Origin of the sequence: Ottowia caeni (genome assembly GCF_050821495.1) — a bacterium.
GTDB lineage: Bacteria > Pseudomonadota > Gammaproteobacteria > Burkholderiales > Burkholderiaceae_C > Ottowia > Ottowia caeni.
Window position 1 is genome coordinate 895,060 of record NZ_CP151080.1, and the last position, 14,213, is coordinate 909,272.

Here is a 14,213-nt window from a genome sequence, read left to right on the forward strand (position 1 = left end):
ATGGCAGAAATTGAATACCAGCGCGATGGCGCCATTGCGCGAATCGTCCTTAATCGTCCAGAGCGCAAGAATGCGCTGGCCAACGACATGCGCCAGCAACTGACGGATGCCTTTCGCGAGGCCGATGCAGATGACGAGGTGCGTGCCGTGATTCTGACGGGCACCGGTGACACCTTCTGCGCAGGTGCGGATGTCTCGCGTATGGCACCAAAGGATGTGAAGGGCGCACGCAATAATTTGCAGCGCAATGCGCACACGCTGATCAAAACGCTGTATCACATAGAGAAGCCCGTGATTGCGGCAGTGCGAGGCTCCACGGTAGGTATCGGACTGAGCATGATGTTGGCCAGCGATATGGCCGTCGTGTCTGAAACCGCGCGCTTCTCCTGCATTTTTGCAAGGCGTGGTTTGGCTCCTGATTCGGGTGCCGTGTTTTTTCTGTCGCGGCTCATCGGTTTGGCGCGTGCACGGGAAATGGTCTTTACGACCGATTTCTTCTCTGCACAAGAAGCCCTGGAATTGGGGATCGTCAATCGTGTTGTTGCCGACGCAGACCTCGAAAACGAAGCGCAAGCGCTCGCTGAACGCATGACTGCGCAGCCAACATACGCGTTGGCCATGGCCAAGAAGATGTTTCAGTTCTCTTTGTCGCCTCCTCTGGACCACTTCCTGGAGTACGAGGCGCTGATGCAACCCCAGATTCATCAGACACAGGACTACCGCGAGGGGATCGCTGCCTTCAAGGACAAGCGGCCAGCAAAGTTCGTGGGGCGGTAGAGGTCGTCGATGCCCGGCGGGCCGGAGTTCCCGGCGGTTGGTGTGCACAGCGACAGAAGAGGGCAGGGCCATGAAGGCTCCTGCCTCTTTTTGCCGGGGTGCGGCGATCGGAAAATCGAGCGGGTGATCTCCGCTCGAATGCTCAGGTTATTGCACCAGCGCTTTACCGTTATCCAGCACCTTCTTGCCGCGCTCGCGGACAAATGCCTGGAAGCTGACAACATCGCCATCGCGCCAGAACTCGAAACTGAGTGTCTCGCCGGGGTAAACCGCTGACGAAAATCTCGCATCGAAAGACTTCAGACGATCGGGGTTGTAGTCCAGCAAGTGCGAGATGAGCATCCGGGCGCCGATTCCGTAGGTGCATAGACCGTGCAGAATGGGACGGGGAAAGCCAGCGCGCGCTGCGAACTCGGGATCGATATGCAGCGGATTGCGGTCGACGTTGAGACGGTAGAGTATCGCAGCGTCGGCGCGGGTCGGCGCGTCAACGACCAGATCCGGGGCGCGCTCTGGCAGGACGTGAGAGGTGAAGGTGGGGCCAAATGAGCCATCGAAGCCGCCGTCTGCACGGCAGAACGAAGTCTGCACGATGGTGACCAGAGGCTCGTTGGTGTCTGCGTTGGAGATGACCCGCTCGACATGGAGCAGCGCCCCCTTGTCGGCACCTTTGTCTTCGACTCCTAGCACTCGCGATTGAGCAATCAGGTTCCCGGCAGGAGGCAACGGGGCATGGAACGAGAGTCGCTGTTCACCGTGCACGACCTTGTTGCGTGTGATGCCAGTGCGCGGATCAGTGTTCCATGCTCCGAGGTGGCACAGCACGGCAGCCATCGTTGGCACCGCCTTCAGGTCACGCTCATAGATGAACGGCAGCTCACGGGATTCCATCGGGTCGGCACCAAAGCCCACGCTGAGAGCGTAGAGCATGGTCTCACGATCAGTGTAGGTCTGGTGACGTGGTTCGAAAACCCAGTCTTTCAGGACGTTGGCATTCAAAGGCATGGCTGTATTCGCCTCGCTTAGATGGCTTCCCAGCCCAGCACGTCGCGGGTGCGCTCGGCTGGCGTGAAGCTGTTGCGGAAAGCAGGCACGAGCATCTCTGCGAGTGTGCCTGGCGTCCAGCCTTCGCTGCGGTGCAAGGTGCGCACGGGGCGGGGTTGGTTGTAGAGGTAAACCTCGTTGCCGCGGGCGCCAAAGATCTGGCCGTTGACGTCCTTGGCAGCGTCGGAGCACAGAAAGACGGCCAGTGGCGCGATCTGCTCGGGACGCGTGGTCTGGCGGCGCTTTTCCAGGTAGCGTTCCTGCTCCTCTGGGGACAGGCCTGGCACGCTCTCGATCATGCGGCTGAAGGCATGCGGTGCAATGCAGTTGGAGCGAACGCCAAAGCGTGCCATGTCCATCGAGATGGAGCGAGAAAGCCCCACAATGCCCATTTTGGCAGCGGCGTAGTTGGCTTGACCGATCGAGCCGATCAGCCCTGCCGTGGAAGTCATGTGGACGAGTGAGCCGCTGTTTTGTTCGCGGAAGTGACCGGCGGCAGCGCGCGCCATGTTGAATGCACCGAACAGGTGAACGCGCAGCACGGACTCGAAGTCTGCAGCGCTCATTTTGTGGAAGATCGAGTCGCGCAGAATGCCGGCGCTATGCACGACGGCGTCGATGCGACCGAAGGTGGACACAGCGCGCTCGACAATGGCGCTGGCCGAATCCCATTCAGCGACGCTGCCGCCGTCGGCGATGGCTTGGCCGCCAGCCGCCTTGATCTCCGCGACGACTTCTTCAGCCGGCGAGGTGCCTACGCTTTCGCCGCCGAGCGAGACGCCCAGATCATTGACGACGACGAGGGCGCCCTGGCGGGCCGCTTCGAGAGCGACGCCCTTGCCGACGCCGCCGCCGGCGCCGGTCACGATGACTACTTTATCCTTGAGCAATTGGGTGTTCGAGGTCATGGCACTTGCCTTCTGTATGTGCGGTCAAAAACTGACGGGAAAGGTTCAGTGTCGATTCTGCGGCCGTGCGCCGGGGGCAAGCCTTGCTTTTTCAACCGTCTGACATAATAAAAACTCATGTTAGGAATTCCCCTGCCCCCCTTCTTCAAGGCTTGCTCATGAGCCGACGTATCCCGCCCCTGAATCCATTGCGCGTCTTCGAGGTCGCCGCGAGAACGCAGAACCTGACACAGGCGGCGGAAGAGCTGCACGTGACGCAGTCCGCGGCCAGCAGACAGATTGTGGTGCTTGAGAATTACCTGGGGGTGCAGCTGTTCAGGCGTGAGCGTCACGGCGTGTCGCTGACGCGTGCCGGCGAGCGTTATGCGAGTCAGGTCTTGCCGGCTTTCGAGATGATCGCTGAAGCCACCAAGACCCTGACAAAGGGAACGAACCAGGGCCCATTGCGCTTGCGTACCTACACCACCTTCGCGGCCAAGTGGCTGATCCCAAGGCTGGCGGAATTTCGTGCGCAACATCCCAGCATCGAAGTGCGCATCTCCAACGACGTGCCGGATGTGGACTTCGACCGCGACCCCGTGGACGCCGCGATCCAGTTCGGAGACGGAAACTGGAAGGGCGTGCAAACTGATCTGCTCTTTCACGACGAGATGGAGCCGGTGTGCTCGCCAAGGTTTCTGGCGCTCCATGCGCCCAATCCAAAGTATCCGCATTCATTGCTGCGCCAGCGTTTGCTGGTGTCGCGTTACCGGCGAAATGACTGGGAGGAGTGGCTGCGAGCGAGTGAACTGACGGCCGAAGCGGCTGAGGCAGAGCGCATGGATTTCGGCAGCACACTGCTTTCGTGGCAAGCTGCGGCGGATGGGTTGGGCACGGCCATTGGTCAGTCGGAGCTGCTGGCCGGCGAGTTTGCGGCAGGCCACTTGGTGCGCCCTTTCGAAAAGCCGTTGCTGCGTCCCCAGGCGTACTATCTGGTTCGCCCCCAGGCGCAAAGAGAGACTCGAAAGGTGAGCGTTTTCAGAGATTGGCTCTTGTCGGTTTGTGCGCCGGTGCTGGAGCGGCAATTGGCGCAGAATGGGGCCGGGCTGCCGTCTCCGTAGGAAGGGGGCGACCCTGGGACTTAGTTGAACTGCTGATCAGGCGGTCCAGGTATTCCGGCTGGCAATGGTTTCCGGCGAGGGTGTCTGAATCCCCGTAGCCTGGCATGTCAGGAGCACAGACGGTTCGCTGGGCTGCCAGTGCCTCAATGTTTCGCACCCAATGACGCCACGAGCCATGGCTGCCATGCAACAGCACCAGCGGCGGTCCGCTACCCCAGGCGCGCCAGGCCACGGTTCCGGTGTCCGTACGCACATCTTCGCGGCGCGCGGTTGCGGCCAGCGCAGCCAAGGGGCTGCCGGGTGGTGTCCTGAGGGAGGTCACTTCAGTGCAAGTGCATCTACTGCCATCACACCCTGACCTTCAGGCATAACCAGCATGGGGTTGACCTCAGCTTCCGTAATGCCGAATTCGGGGCGGACGGCCAGTTGTGACAGTGCGGACACTGCGGCTGCCAGGGCCTCCAGGTCGCCCTTGGGTTTGCCCCGCAAGCCACGAACGGTCGCCAGCGCACGCACCTCGTCGACCATTTCGCGAGCCGTTTCGATGCTCACCGGGGCGAGGCGGATGCTGCGATCGCGGGCGACTTCGGCCCAGATGCCGCCGGCAGCCAGCATCACGATGGGGCCGGCCTCGGGATCGACGCGGTAACCGATCAGCACCTCCGCCAGACCCTTGACCATGGGCTGGATCAGGGCCTCGTTGCACACAATGCCCGGAGCACGCTCCGAGAGGTTCTTCTGAAGAGTTTGCAGCGCTGCGGTCAGATCCGTCTGGTCCTGAATGCCCAGCACGACGCCGCCGACTTCCGTCTTGTGAGGAATTTCCGCTGAACAGACCTTGGCCACCAAGGGAAAGTCAAAGGCCAGCGCCGGAGCCTGAGCGCTCAGATCGACCTTCATGACCGGAGCGTGCGGAACCCCCAATGCATCCAGAACGCCGTATGCATCCGCCTCACTGATGGGGCGGGGTGCCACGGAGGGTGCTGGCTGAGGTGCAGCAGGTGTTCCGAGCGGGCGCCGGGCTGCCACGGCTGCGATGGCGTCCGCGCAAGTTTCCGGCGAGCGGAAGCAGGGCACACCAGCGCTGGTCAGCATGGCCAGTGCACCCGGTGCGTCCGGTACCAGCATGGCAGCCAGAGGGCGCGGGTGGTGGGCGCTGTCGAGCAGGGGCTGTACAGCCAGATTGGGCTGGAATCGGGCGGAAGACCCGACTACGCTGACGATCAGGTCGAACTCCGGTGCCTCCAGCAGGACATCCAGCACGGCTTTCATGACGTCGTATCGCGTGCCAGCCAAGGTCAGATCAAGCACGCGACCGGGTGATGCGGTTACGCCGGCGGCCGCCAGGCGCTCCAGTGTGGCTGGCGTCGCTGGTGTGACGTCAATGCCGCGTACGCCGAGCTGATCGACCACCATGGCCGAACCGCCGCCGGTGGTGGTGACGACGCCCACACGCAGTGGCTTTCGAGGCGAGCCGGATGTGGCCAGGGGCAGGCGTCGGGCCAGCGGAAGCGTTTCCAGCAAGGTTTCGAACTGATCAACACGGGCAATACCCAAGTCTTTCAGGAATGCGTCCGCCACATCATCTTCGCCGGCAATAGCGCCGGTGTGAGTGGCTGCCATTTCGGCGGCGGCAGATGAACGGCCCAGTTTGTAGGCGATTACTGGCTTGCCGCGTCGGGCCGCCTCACGCGCGAAGGACTGGAGCTGGGCGCCATGGCGCAAGCTCTCAATGAAGAGCAAGTAGCCGTCAATGGACGGATTGTCCAGCGTCGACTCGCAGATTTCACCAATACTAAGATCGACTTCGCTGCCGACCGAAACCATGCCAGCGAAGCCTACTCCGCGAGCCTTGCCGCGTGAGACCAGGGCGCCCAGCATGCTGCCACTGTGCGAGGCTACGAACAGGCGGCCAGCAGGCACGTCTGGCTCGGCGAAGGCAGCATTGGCAGTGAGCATCAGGCCACTGCTGGCCTGCACTACGCCCAGGCTGCTAGGGCCCAATAGGCGCGTGCCACTTTCAGCCACCAGCTTACGCAAAGCGTTCTCACGCTCAACGCCTTCGGGCCCAGACTCTGAAAAACCACTGGCCAGCACGGTGACCAAAGGTACCCCGAGCTTCACGCACTGGCCCACGACGTCGAGAACGGACTCCGTCGGTGTCATCACGAACACTTGATCCGGGACTTCCGGCAGGGCTTCCAGACTCGGCCAGGCGGGTGTGTCCTGTACGGTCGCGCGCTTGGCGTTGATAGGATAAATTCGCCCCTGAAAACCAGCCTTGCGCAGGAATTGCTGGGGCCGGCCGGCCGTCTTGGTGGGGTCGTCGGAGGCGCCGACCAGCGCTACGCTGCGGGGAGTCAGCAACGCGGACGTGAGGTTCTCAGGGGGTAAGCGGTTAGTCATGCCAGTGTTGGTCTATCTGCTCAGCTAGCGCGCTGGGAGAACGTGCGCTCGAAAACGCCTTCGGCTATGCGGTTTTTCAGCATCTCGATGGAGCCGCCGGCGATCATCCAGCCGCGTGTGCGGCGAACGCAATATTCGACCAGGGATTCTTGGCTGAACCCGAGACCGCCCATGACCTGCATGGCTTCGTTGGAGACTTCCCAGCCGGCCATGTTGCAAGCGAGCTTGGCCATCGCCGTGCTCTGCGCCGAAGGCAGGCCAGTCTCGCCCTCCATGGCAGCGCGATAGAGCATCAGCTGGGCCTGTTCCAGCTTCATGGCCATGTCGGCAAATTTCCATTGCAGACCCTGGAATTCGGACAATGGCTTGCCGAACTGAGTACGGATCTTCGCATGCTCGCGAGCTTGATTGAAGCAGTATCGGCCCAGGGCCAACGCGCGCGAGGCGTTGCCCAGGCGCTCCACGTTGAAGCCGGAAATCTGTTTCTTGAAGCCGCCCGCTCCGAGCAGCAGGTTGCGCTTGGGAACGCGGCAGTTATCAAAATAAAGCTGCGACCAGCGCTCGCCATTCATGAACGAGGAGGGTTCGCCCACGATCAGGCCGGGCGTGCCACGCTCGACCAGAATGGAGCCGATCCCGCCCACGCCAGGGCCAAATCGCACGTACACCAGGTACACCTCTGCATCGCTGCTGTGCGTGGAGAACACTTTGCTGCCGTTGATGACGTAGCTGTCGCCGTCTTCGTGGGCACTGGTTTTCAGGTCGGTGACGGCCGAGCCTGCGTCTGGCTCGGACATGCCCAGCGAGATGAGCTTCTGGCCAGCCAGCATGCCCGGCAGGAAGCGTTCCTTCTGTTCGGCGGTGGCATATTCGACGAAAGTGCGGATCGGGCCGAAGTTGCCAGCCTGCACGATGTCGGCGCTCTTGGGGCAAGCCAGCGCGACCTGCTGAATCGCCAGCACGGCATGCATCAGCGTGCCACCCTGGCCGCCATCAGCTTCCGGAAAGGCTATACCCAGCAAACCCTGTTTAGCCAGAAGTTTGGCGGTTTCCCAGGGGTATTGCTCCGAATGGGCACGCGCTAGAGCGCCTTCAGCCAAATGATCTTTTGCAAATCGCTGAACGGAGTCTGCAAATGACTGGTGCTCTTCGCTGAGCTCGAAATTCATGGTCAGTTCCAAGTGGGATGAGTTGACCGTGATAGTGCATGAATGAGGCGCCTTAGAGGACTTCGCGATTCGATGGAAGACATGAGAATTTGTCATTCCATTGTGTTGGGGCTGACAAAAATTCAGCGTTGATCCTGCAAGGTGCTCCATGCGCCCAATTGATGGGACACGTTTGCAGCGGCTTCCACAATTAATGGCGCGAAGATCTTTATTTGCGCGGCTTTGAAGCGTTCCCTTGGACCTGACAGACCGAGTGCGGCGATCACCTGGCCGCTGGCGTCGGTGACAGGTGATGCAATGCCGCATACATTTTCGTTCCATTCGCCCTTGTTGACTGCATAACCCTGAGTGCGCACGCGCGCCATTTCCTGAAGGAACTGCTGAGGATCGGTGACGCTTTTGGAGGTGCGTGCGAGCAACTGATGCGAGATGCGTTCCAGCATGGCAGGTGACTGGAAGGCCAGCATGGCCTTACCAGTGGCCACGCAATGGGCCTTTGCCCTGCCGCCGATTTGTGAGTAGGCGCGCACTGGGTTTGGACTGTCGAGTTTGTGCACGTAGACCACTTCGTCGCCATCGAGGACAGAAAGGTGCACGGTTTCCTGGGTGCTGGCCAGCAATTTTTCCATGACCTGCTCGGCGTACATGCGCAAATCGAGCTTGGACAGGACCGCCGAGCCTAACTCCCAGAGCTTGATGGAGGCGCCGTAACGGCCGCTGCGTTCGTCTCGGATGATGAAGCGTGTCTCGGCAAGTGCCTGCAGCAGCCGGTGCACGTTGCTCTTGCCAAGATCGAGTGCGCTGGCGATCTCGGTCAAACCGAGTGTCCGGCCGCTGTGTGCGAGCAGCTCAATGATGGCTAGGCCCTTGACTAATGTGTTGTTCATAGTTGGCCACGATTGTGCTGCAGAAGCGGGTGCGGTCGAACTCCGGGGTTTGCCCTAATGTGGAAAACGAATTTGCAAATTATAAAACAGCAGTTCCATTTTATGGAAATTGGGGATGTAATTCCTTAGAACGTGTTTACGATCTCTGCGCGAGGGCAGTTGTGTTCGAAAAGCTGTGGCTGCAAGGCGAAAAACGCAGGGATACCTCGTGGTATCGCGAGTATTTTCAACGCCGCAGACGCGGTTTTTCGGACGCAACGGACCCGTGAGGAGATCGTAAACACGTTCTTAAACCAACATGTGCTGGCTAGCTGGGTAAATGAATGCATTCAAGCCCGTGCCGGCCTGGCCTGCGGCGGATCGCTGTTCGGCAAGCCAGATGCATGAGGTTTCAAGGAAGGACATTCCCCGGGGATCTATCTGGGAGTGGTCGACCGCTCATTGTTAAACCGGAACCTGCTGTCATGACTATTCGACTCGTAGTGGGCGCGATCAGCGCTGAAGCCAATCGCCTCGCGACCCATCTCATGGATAGCCTGCTTCGCGATGGACGGCCTACGCGCAGTGCTTTGCCGAGCTGGCCGCTCAAGCTGCCCGCAGAGGGGAGCAAGACGTCTCTGTTGGGGTTCACGCGCATGCTCTCCAGTGCCGCCGAACAAAGCGGGCGGAGCCATCTAGGGCTGGAAATGGCGAGTTCGGAGCAGATGGCTCCATACTCGATTTTTGGAGATCTTTTCCTGTACGCTCCAACCGTGGGGGATGCGCTGCAGTCTCTGGCGCGCTATTTTCCCGCGGGGCAGACGGGGACGCGCGTGGCTCTGGTCCATGAGCCGGAAACTTCGCGTCTCATCTATGACATTCACGATCCGACCGTGGGCGACCGGCTGCAGGATGCTGCCTACACCCTGGGTAAGGTGAGCCGTTCCTTGCGTCGCTCCGTAGGGGAGGTATGGGCTCTGGAACAGGTGACGCTAGCTGTGCCCGCTCCCAACAGCCAGGAGGCGTATCGGAATTTCTTCCAGGCACCTGTAGTGTTCGGGGCGCAGAATACCTCGCTCTGCTTTTCATCGCGTTTGCTGGATCAGCGCATCCCCTCCGCAGACGCCAAGCGCTATGCCGACTTCTGTGGGCACCTGGAGCGTCTCATGCCAAGTTGCAATGAGCCAGAACTGTTGGAGGATGCTCTGCGCTCCTGGATGGCGCATGTCGTGCGCCGAGGCAAGGTGACGCTGGAACACGCGGCGACTGATTTTGGCGTGACGCCGCGCACCATGCAAAGGCGGCTGAAGGAGCTTGGCATCAGTTTCCAGTCGCTGCTCGTTCAGGTGCGTATGGAAACTGCCCAGCACATGTTGACCGAAAGCCGGTTGCCCGTGACGGACATCGCCGAGCAACTGGGCTTTAGCGAAACCAGTGCTTTCACGCGGGCCTTCAGGGGCTACGCCCGGCAGAGCCCCCGGGCTTTCAGACAAGCGGCGCTGGCGATCGCCTGAGTCCCTGTCGAGCGACCCACTCAGAGCGCCTCACTCAAATAAGCAGCGGGAACTCCAGGCGGCATCGTCATGCCAGCACTGGCTGCTGGCTGCTGGCTGCTGGCTTGCGTCTTTTTCGTGCACGAGGCAACTGCGGATTGTCGTGATCGGTCAATTCAATTCTTGTAGCTCTGGATACGCTAGATGAAACTCATCAGGAATAGGCTGTGAAGTTCACTTACTCTGCTCTACACCACCAGCACGCGCCCGAGCACATCATGGTGCGCGGAACGATGGCGCCCAATCTCGAGGCGCCAGTACGCGCCGAGACGCTGCTCAAGCAGTTATGCGCCCAAGGTCATGAACAAGTGTCCCCGCAGGGTTGGGGGCAGGAATGGATTGCCGCTGTGCACGATGCTGGCTATCTGGAGTTCCTGTCAACTGCTCACGAGCGTTGGCGACAGGTGCCGAATGCGACCCCTGTGATCCACCCGCATGCTTTCGCGCATTACAGCTCGCGTCGGCGTCCTTCGAGCGTTCAGGGGCAGGTGGGGTACTACCTTGCCGGTGGTTCTTCGCCTATGACCGAGGGAACATGGACGGCTGCCGTGGGCTCTGCGCACGCCGCTCTGGAGGCAAGCAAGTTGGTCCTGGAAGGCGAGCGCGAAGCTTATGCCTTGTGCCGTCCGCCTGGGCATCACGCCTATGCCGATTTCGGCGGTGGCTTTTGCTACCTGAACAACGTGGCGATTGCCGCCCATTACATGGCCAGTGAGCTTGGCCGAGTTGCGATTCTGGACATCGACACGCACCACGGCAATGGCACGCAATCGATTTTCTACAAGCGTGGCGACGTGCACTTTGTTTCGGTGCATGGCGACCCGAACGTGTTGTTTCCCTTCTACGCCGGCTACGCCGATGAAACGGGGGAAGGAGAAGGCGAGGGGTGCAATCTGAATTTGCCCTTGCCGTTGAAATCAGAGGACCCCGCATGGCTGGCCGCGATTGACCAAGGAATGGCCTCCATCCAGGCATATGCACCGAAGGCGTTGCTCGTGTCGCTGGGTTTCGATCCTTTCAAGGGGGATCCGTCCTCCGATCTGGCTGTGAGCACCGAGGGATTCCGTGGCGCTGGTGAACGTATCGGTGCCTATCGCGGCCCAGTGGTGCTGGTCCAGGAAGGTGGCTATCTCGTAGAGAAGCTCGGAGAGAACCTGGACGCTTTTCTTGAAGGTTTCATGCGCATGCGCAAAGCCAACTGATTCATCGCCAACTGATTGATCTCACGACACGAGGGAAAAAATTTCATGAGCACTACCCGCAGCGCCAACTGGCAAAAGGACGTCGCACACGTCGTCCACCCCTATTCGAATCTGGATGCGCACGACACGCGCGGACCCGTAGTGATCACCCGTGGTGACGGCTGCTACGTAGAAGACGAGAACGGCAACCGATACCTGGAGGGCATGTCCGGTTTGTGGTGCACGGCGCTGGGTTTCTCGGAAAAGCGGCTGGTCGATGCGGCCATGAAGCAGTTCAACGCGCTGCCCTACTACCACCTGTTCAATCACCGTTCGCATCCACCTGCGATTGCACTTGCTGAAGCGCTGACTGGCATAGCGCCGGAGGGGCTGAACCATGTGCTGTTTGCCAATTCCGGTTCTGAGGCGAATGATGCAGCGGTGAAGCTGGTCTGGTACTACAACAACCAGTTGAACCGGCCGAAGAAAAAGAAAATCATCTCACGTCTTTATGGCTATCACGGTGTTACGGTGGCTTCCGGAAGCTTGACGGGTCTGGTGCACGTACACAAGGATTTTGACCTGCCCATCCCGCAGGTCCTGCACACGGATTGCCCCAGTTACTACCATTTCAGCCAACCTGGAGAGAGCCAGGATCAGTTCGCCGAGCGCCTGGCCAACAACCTGGAGCAGATGATCCTCAAGGAAGGCCCCGAAACCGTGGCCGCCTTCATTGCCGAGCCGATTCATGGTTCAGGAGGTGTCATCGTTCCGCCTGAGGGGTATTACGAGCGCGTTCAGGCGATCTTGCGCAAGTACGACGTACTCTTCATTGTGGATGAGGTGATCTGTGGCTTCGGTCGCACGGGGAAGATGTTCGGAAGCGATACCTTTAACCTGAAGCCCGACATGATGACGGTGGCTAAGGGGCTGTCAAGCGCCTATCTGCCTATCTCGGGGCTCTTGCTGACGGACCAGATCAACGAGGTCCTGAAGGCGGGCAGCCGCAAGATCGGCGCTTTTGCCCACGGATTGACGTACGCGGCGCACCCGGTGGCGGCGGCCGTGGCGCTGGAGACCATCAAGATCTATCAAGAGAGAAAGATCACGGACCATGTTCAGGCGCTCTCTCCCTACTTTTTCGAGCGCCTGAACAAGCTGGCTGACCATCCGCTGGTGGGTGAGGTGCGTGGCAGGGGCTTGCTTGCAGCCGTGGAAATCACTGCCGACAAGGCCGCCAGGAAGCCTTTTCCCCGGAAGCCGCCATTGGCGCCTGGATCCAGAACAAGGCGATGGAGCACGGCGTGATTGTGCGTGCCATCACCAATTGCATTGCCCTGTGCCCACCGTTGATCAGTGAGCGTCAGCAGATTGATGAACTGGTGGATGGGCTGACCAAGGCCCTCGATGAGGCCCAAACGCAGTTTGGCGTCAAACAGTGACGGTTCCTGCCCGCAGATGGGCTGCCATCACCGCCAGGCCGGTGTGGCCGAGCCCAATGAGCGCAACCCTTGACACAGGAGAGGCAAACATGATGAATGACAAAAATGCGTCCTCGCATCACGAGCGTCGACAGACGATGAGGCTGGGGCTGCTTCCAAGGACCGGAGCGATGGCCCGGAGAGTTTTTCGGCAACTGGTTTTCACGGCGGGCGCAGCATTGCTCGCCAGTGCTGTATTCGCTCAGGCGCCACGTAGCGGCGGTACGCTCAATCTCATCGTGAATCCCGAGCCGCCAGGGATCAACCTGGGCAACTCCAAACTTGGGCCCAGCTCGTTTGTGGGAAGCAAGATCTATGAAGGCCTGATCTCGCTGTCACCCAAGCTGGAGCCTATTCCGCGTCTGGCCCAGTCATGGACCATTTCTCCCGATGGAAAGGTGTACACCTTCAAGCTGCGCCCAGGTGTGAAATGGCACGACGGAAAGCCCTTTACCTCGGCGGATGTCTTGTTCAGCTTCAAGCAGTATCTGCCGGCGACATTCGCGCGCACCAAGCTCATCATGGAGCAGACGGCTTCCATTGAGGCGCCGGACGACCTGACCGTGGTGTTCACTCTCAAGAATCCCTATCCCGCCTTCATGTATATCTTCGAGGCGACGGGTGGAACCATCATGCCCAAACATGTCTATGAGGGCGTGACCGACTATCGGACAACGTCGGTTAACAACACCATCGTTGGCACCGGTCCCTTTAAGCTCGCCGAATGGCGCAGGGGAGCTTTCATCAAGCTGGTGAAAAACCCTGATTACTGGGACAAGGGTAAGCCTCATTTGGATAACCTTTTCTTCCATATCGTGCCTGATGCTGTGGGCCGCTCGATCGCCTTTGAGAGCGGGAAGGTGGATGCCATTCGAGCTGGTGATGTCGAGAATTTCGAGATCGCACGCCTTGCTGCAGCCCCGGGGGTGAGCCTGACCAAGGCGGGCTGGGAGTTTCTGCAGCCCGTGGGCTTCCTGAACATGAACTTGCGCAACAAGCCTATTGATGATCTGCGCTTCCGGCAGGCCATTGCGCACGCTATTGATCGCCAATTCATCATCAAGAACCTGTTCTCCACTTTCGGCGAAACCGTCAACGGCCCGTTTCCCGGTGGCTATGCGTTTCGCGATACCTCGGTGGAGACCAAGTATTCGTACGACCCGGCACGTGCTAAGGCTTTGCTCGATGAAATGGGTCTCAAGCCCGGACCTGATGGCACACGCGTGACCCTGCGACTGCTGCCGCTTCCGTATGGCGAAACCTGGCAGCGTCTGGCCGAGTTCACTCGCGAGCGACTGGGTGCCGTGGGTATCAAGACCACCATTGTGGCAACAGACGTGCCTGGCTGGGCCTCGCGAATTTCTTCAGGTGACTTCGATCTGGCCTACAACTTTGTCTACTTGCTCGGTGATCCGGCGATCGGTGTGAACCAGACGTATCTTTCGACCAATCAGCTCAACCGTGGCTCAGCCGCCAACGTCGACGGTTATGTGAATCAAGAGGTCGATGCCTTGCTCATCAAGGCTGAGCGGGAGACGAACAAGACTGAGCGGGCCAAGCTTTACTCTCAGATTCAGAAAATTCTGTCTCGGGACTTGCCCATTCTCTGGACTCATCAGATGGTGATGCCCACCGTCTACCGTACCAAGGTGAACAACCTGATCAGCACCGGCCTCGGCATGAACGAGAACTTTGCCGACGTGTGGATAGGCAAATAAAACCCTCTGA

13 protein-coding genes are annotated in these 14,213 nt (G+C 59.9%); 7 read left to right on the forward strand and 6 right to left on the reverse strand.

Going from position 1 to position 14,213, the window contains the following annotated elements; translation table 11 throughout:
- On the forward strand, nucleotides 1-777 hold the full coding sequence (locus AAAK34_RS04295; protein ID WP_231695314.1) for an enoyl-CoA hydratase-related protein: 777 nt from the start codon (nucleotides 1-3) through the stop codon (nucleotides 775-777).
- Between the two features lie 147 nt (nucleotides 778-924).
- Here AAAK34_RS04295 and AAAK34_RS04300 read toward each other — a convergent pair whose 3' ends face one another.
- The gene (locus AAAK34_RS04300) at nucleotides 925-1,782 is read right to left on the reverse strand and encodes a MaoC/PaaZ C-terminal domain-containing protein (protein ID WP_231695313.1); all 858 of its coding nucleotides are present in this window, start codon (nucleotides 1,780-1,782) and stop codon (nucleotides 925-927) included.
- A gap of 17 nt (nucleotides 1,783-1,799) precedes the next feature.
- A complete protein-coding gene (locus AAAK34_RS04305) occupies nucleotides 1,800-2,729 on the reverse strand; it encodes an SDR family NAD(P)-dependent oxidoreductase (protein ID WP_231695312.1) in 930 nt (309 codons plus the stop codon).
- 158 nt (nucleotides 2,730-2,887) lie between these two features.
- On the opposite strand from AAAK34_RS04305, the gene gcvA reads away from it, so the two are divergent.
- Nucleotides 2,888-3,829 carry a transcriptional regulator GcvA gene (gene gcvA / locus AAAK34_RS04310; RefSeq protein WP_231695311.1) on the forward strand — a complete coding sequence of 314 codons (942 nt, stop codon included), beginning with the start codon at nucleotides 2,888-2,890 and terminating at the stop codon, nucleotides 3,827-3,829.
- On the opposite strand, the gene AAAK34_RS04315 is transcribed toward gcvA, so the two are convergent.
- From AAAK34_RS04315 to AAAK34_RS04330, 4 genes are all read right to left on the reverse strand, one after another.
- Nucleotides 3,747-4,151, reverse strand: a complete 405-nt coding sequence (locus AAAK34_RS04315) for an alpha/beta fold hydrolase (protein WP_431777789.1) — start codon at nucleotides 4,149-4,151, stop codon at nucleotides 3,747-3,749. The genes gcvA and AAAK34_RS04315 overlap by 83 nt on opposite strands.
- On the reverse strand, nucleotides 4,148-6,235 hold the full coding sequence (locus AAAK34_RS04320; protein ID WP_231695310.1) for an acetate--CoA ligase family protein: 2,088 nt from the start codon (nucleotides 6,233-6,235) through the stop codon (nucleotides 4,148-4,150). Before AAAK34_RS04320 ends, AAAK34_RS04315 begins: the two co-directional genes overlap by 4 nt.
- A gap of 20 nt (nucleotides 6,236-6,255) precedes the next feature.
- Nucleotides 6,256-7,404, reverse strand: coding sequence for an acyl-CoA dehydrogenase (locus AAAK34_RS04325; RefSeq protein WP_231695309.1), 1,149 nt, complete (start codon nucleotides 7,402-7,404; stop codon nucleotides 6,256-6,258).
- Between the two features lie 122 nt (nucleotides 7,405-7,526).
- Nucleotides 7,527-8,291 carry an IclR family transcriptional regulator gene (locus AAAK34_RS04330; RefSeq protein WP_431777790.1) on the reverse strand — a complete coding sequence of 255 codons (765 nt, stop codon included), beginning with the start codon at nucleotides 8,289-8,291 and terminating at the stop codon, nucleotides 7,527-7,529.
- A 464-nt stretch (nucleotides 8,292-8,755) separates the two neighbouring features.
- Between AAAK34_RS04330 and AAAK34_RS04335 the strand changes: the two genes are divergently transcribed.
- The 5 genes from AAAK34_RS04335 (at nucleotide 8,756) to AAAK34_RS04355 (ending at nucleotide 14,203) form a co-directional block, all read left to right on the forward strand.
- On the forward strand, nucleotides 8,756-9,784 hold the full coding sequence (locus AAAK34_RS04335) for an AraC family transcriptional regulator (protein ID WP_231695307.1): 1,029 nt from the start codon (nucleotides 8,756-8,758) through the stop codon (nucleotides 9,782-9,784).
- 206 nt (nucleotides 9,785-9,990) lie between these two features.
- Complete coding sequence (locus AAAK34_RS04340; RefSeq protein WP_231695306.1) at nucleotides 9,991-11,025, forward strand: histone deacetylase family protein; 1,035 nt, start codon at nucleotides 9,991-9,993, stop codon at nucleotides 11,023-11,025.
- Nucleotides 11,026-11,070: 45 nt separating this feature from the next.
- On the forward strand, nucleotides 11,071-12,312 hold the full coding sequence (locus tag AAAK34_RS04345; protein ID WP_431777791.1) for an aminotransferase: 1,242 nt from the start codon (nucleotides 11,071-11,073) through the stop codon (nucleotides 12,310-12,312).
- Complete coding sequence (locus tag AAAK34_RS04350; RefSeq protein ID WP_431777792.1) at nucleotides 12,297-12,446, forward strand: hypothetical protein; 150 nt, start codon at nucleotides 12,297-12,299, stop codon at nucleotides 12,444-12,446. The genes AAAK34_RS04345 and AAAK34_RS04350 overlap by 16 nt, the downstream gene beginning before the upstream one ends.
- Nucleotides 12,447-12,535: 89 nt before the next feature.
- Nucleotides 12,536-14,203, forward strand: coding sequence for an ABC transporter substrate-binding protein (locus AAAK34_RS04355; protein WP_231695304.1), 1,668 nt, complete (start codon nucleotides 12,536-12,538; stop codon nucleotides 14,201-14,203).
- Nucleotides 14,204-14,213: the final 10 nt, after the last annotated feature.

Excerpts from the sequence above, each read along its gene's own strand:
- AAAK34_RS04320 (WP_231695310.1), bottom strand. The coding sequence starts at position 6,235 with ATGACTAACCGCTTACCCCCTGAGAACCTCACGTCCGCGTTGCTGACT.
- AAAK34_RS04305 (WP_231695312.1), bottom strand. The coding sequence starts at position 2,729 with ATGACCTCGAACACCCAATTGCTCAAGGATAAAGTAGTCATCGTGACC.
- AAAK34_RS04295 (WP_231695314.1), top strand. The coding sequence starts at position 1 with ATGGCAGAAATTGAATACCAGCGCGATGGCGCCATTGCGCGAATCGTC.
- AAAK34_RS04355 (WP_231695304.1), top strand. The coding sequence starts at position 12,536 with ATGATGAATGACAAAAATGCGTCCTCGCATCACGAGCGTCGACAGACG.
- AAAK34_RS04300 (WP_231695313.1), bottom strand. The coding sequence starts at position 1,782 with ATGCCTTTGAATGCCAACGTCCTGAAAGACTGGGTTTTCGAACCACGT.
- AAAK34_RS04345 (WP_431777791.1), top strand. The coding sequence starts at position 11,071 with ATGAGCACTACCCGCAGCGCCAACTGGCAAAAGGACGTCGCACACGTC.
- AAAK34_RS04350 (WP_431777792.1), top strand. The coding sequence starts at position 12,297 with ATGGAGCACGGCGTGATTGTGCGTGCCATCACCAATTGCATTGCCCTG.
- gcvA (WP_231695311.1), top strand. The coding sequence starts at position 2,888 with ATGAGCCGACGTATCCCGCCCCTGAATCCATTGCGCGTCTTCGAGGTC.
- AAAK34_RS04325 (WP_231695309.1), bottom strand. The coding sequence starts at position 7,404 with ATGAATTTCGAGCTCAGCGAAGAGCACCAGTCATTTGCAGACTCCGTT.
- AAAK34_RS04335 (WP_231695307.1), top strand. The coding sequence starts at position 8,756 with ATGACTATTCGACTCGTAGTGGGCGCGATCAGCGCTGAAGCCAATCGC.
- AAAK34_RS04330 (WP_431777790.1), bottom strand. The coding sequence starts at position 8,291 with ATGAACAACACATTAGTCAAGGGCCTAGCCATCATTGAGCTGCTCGCA.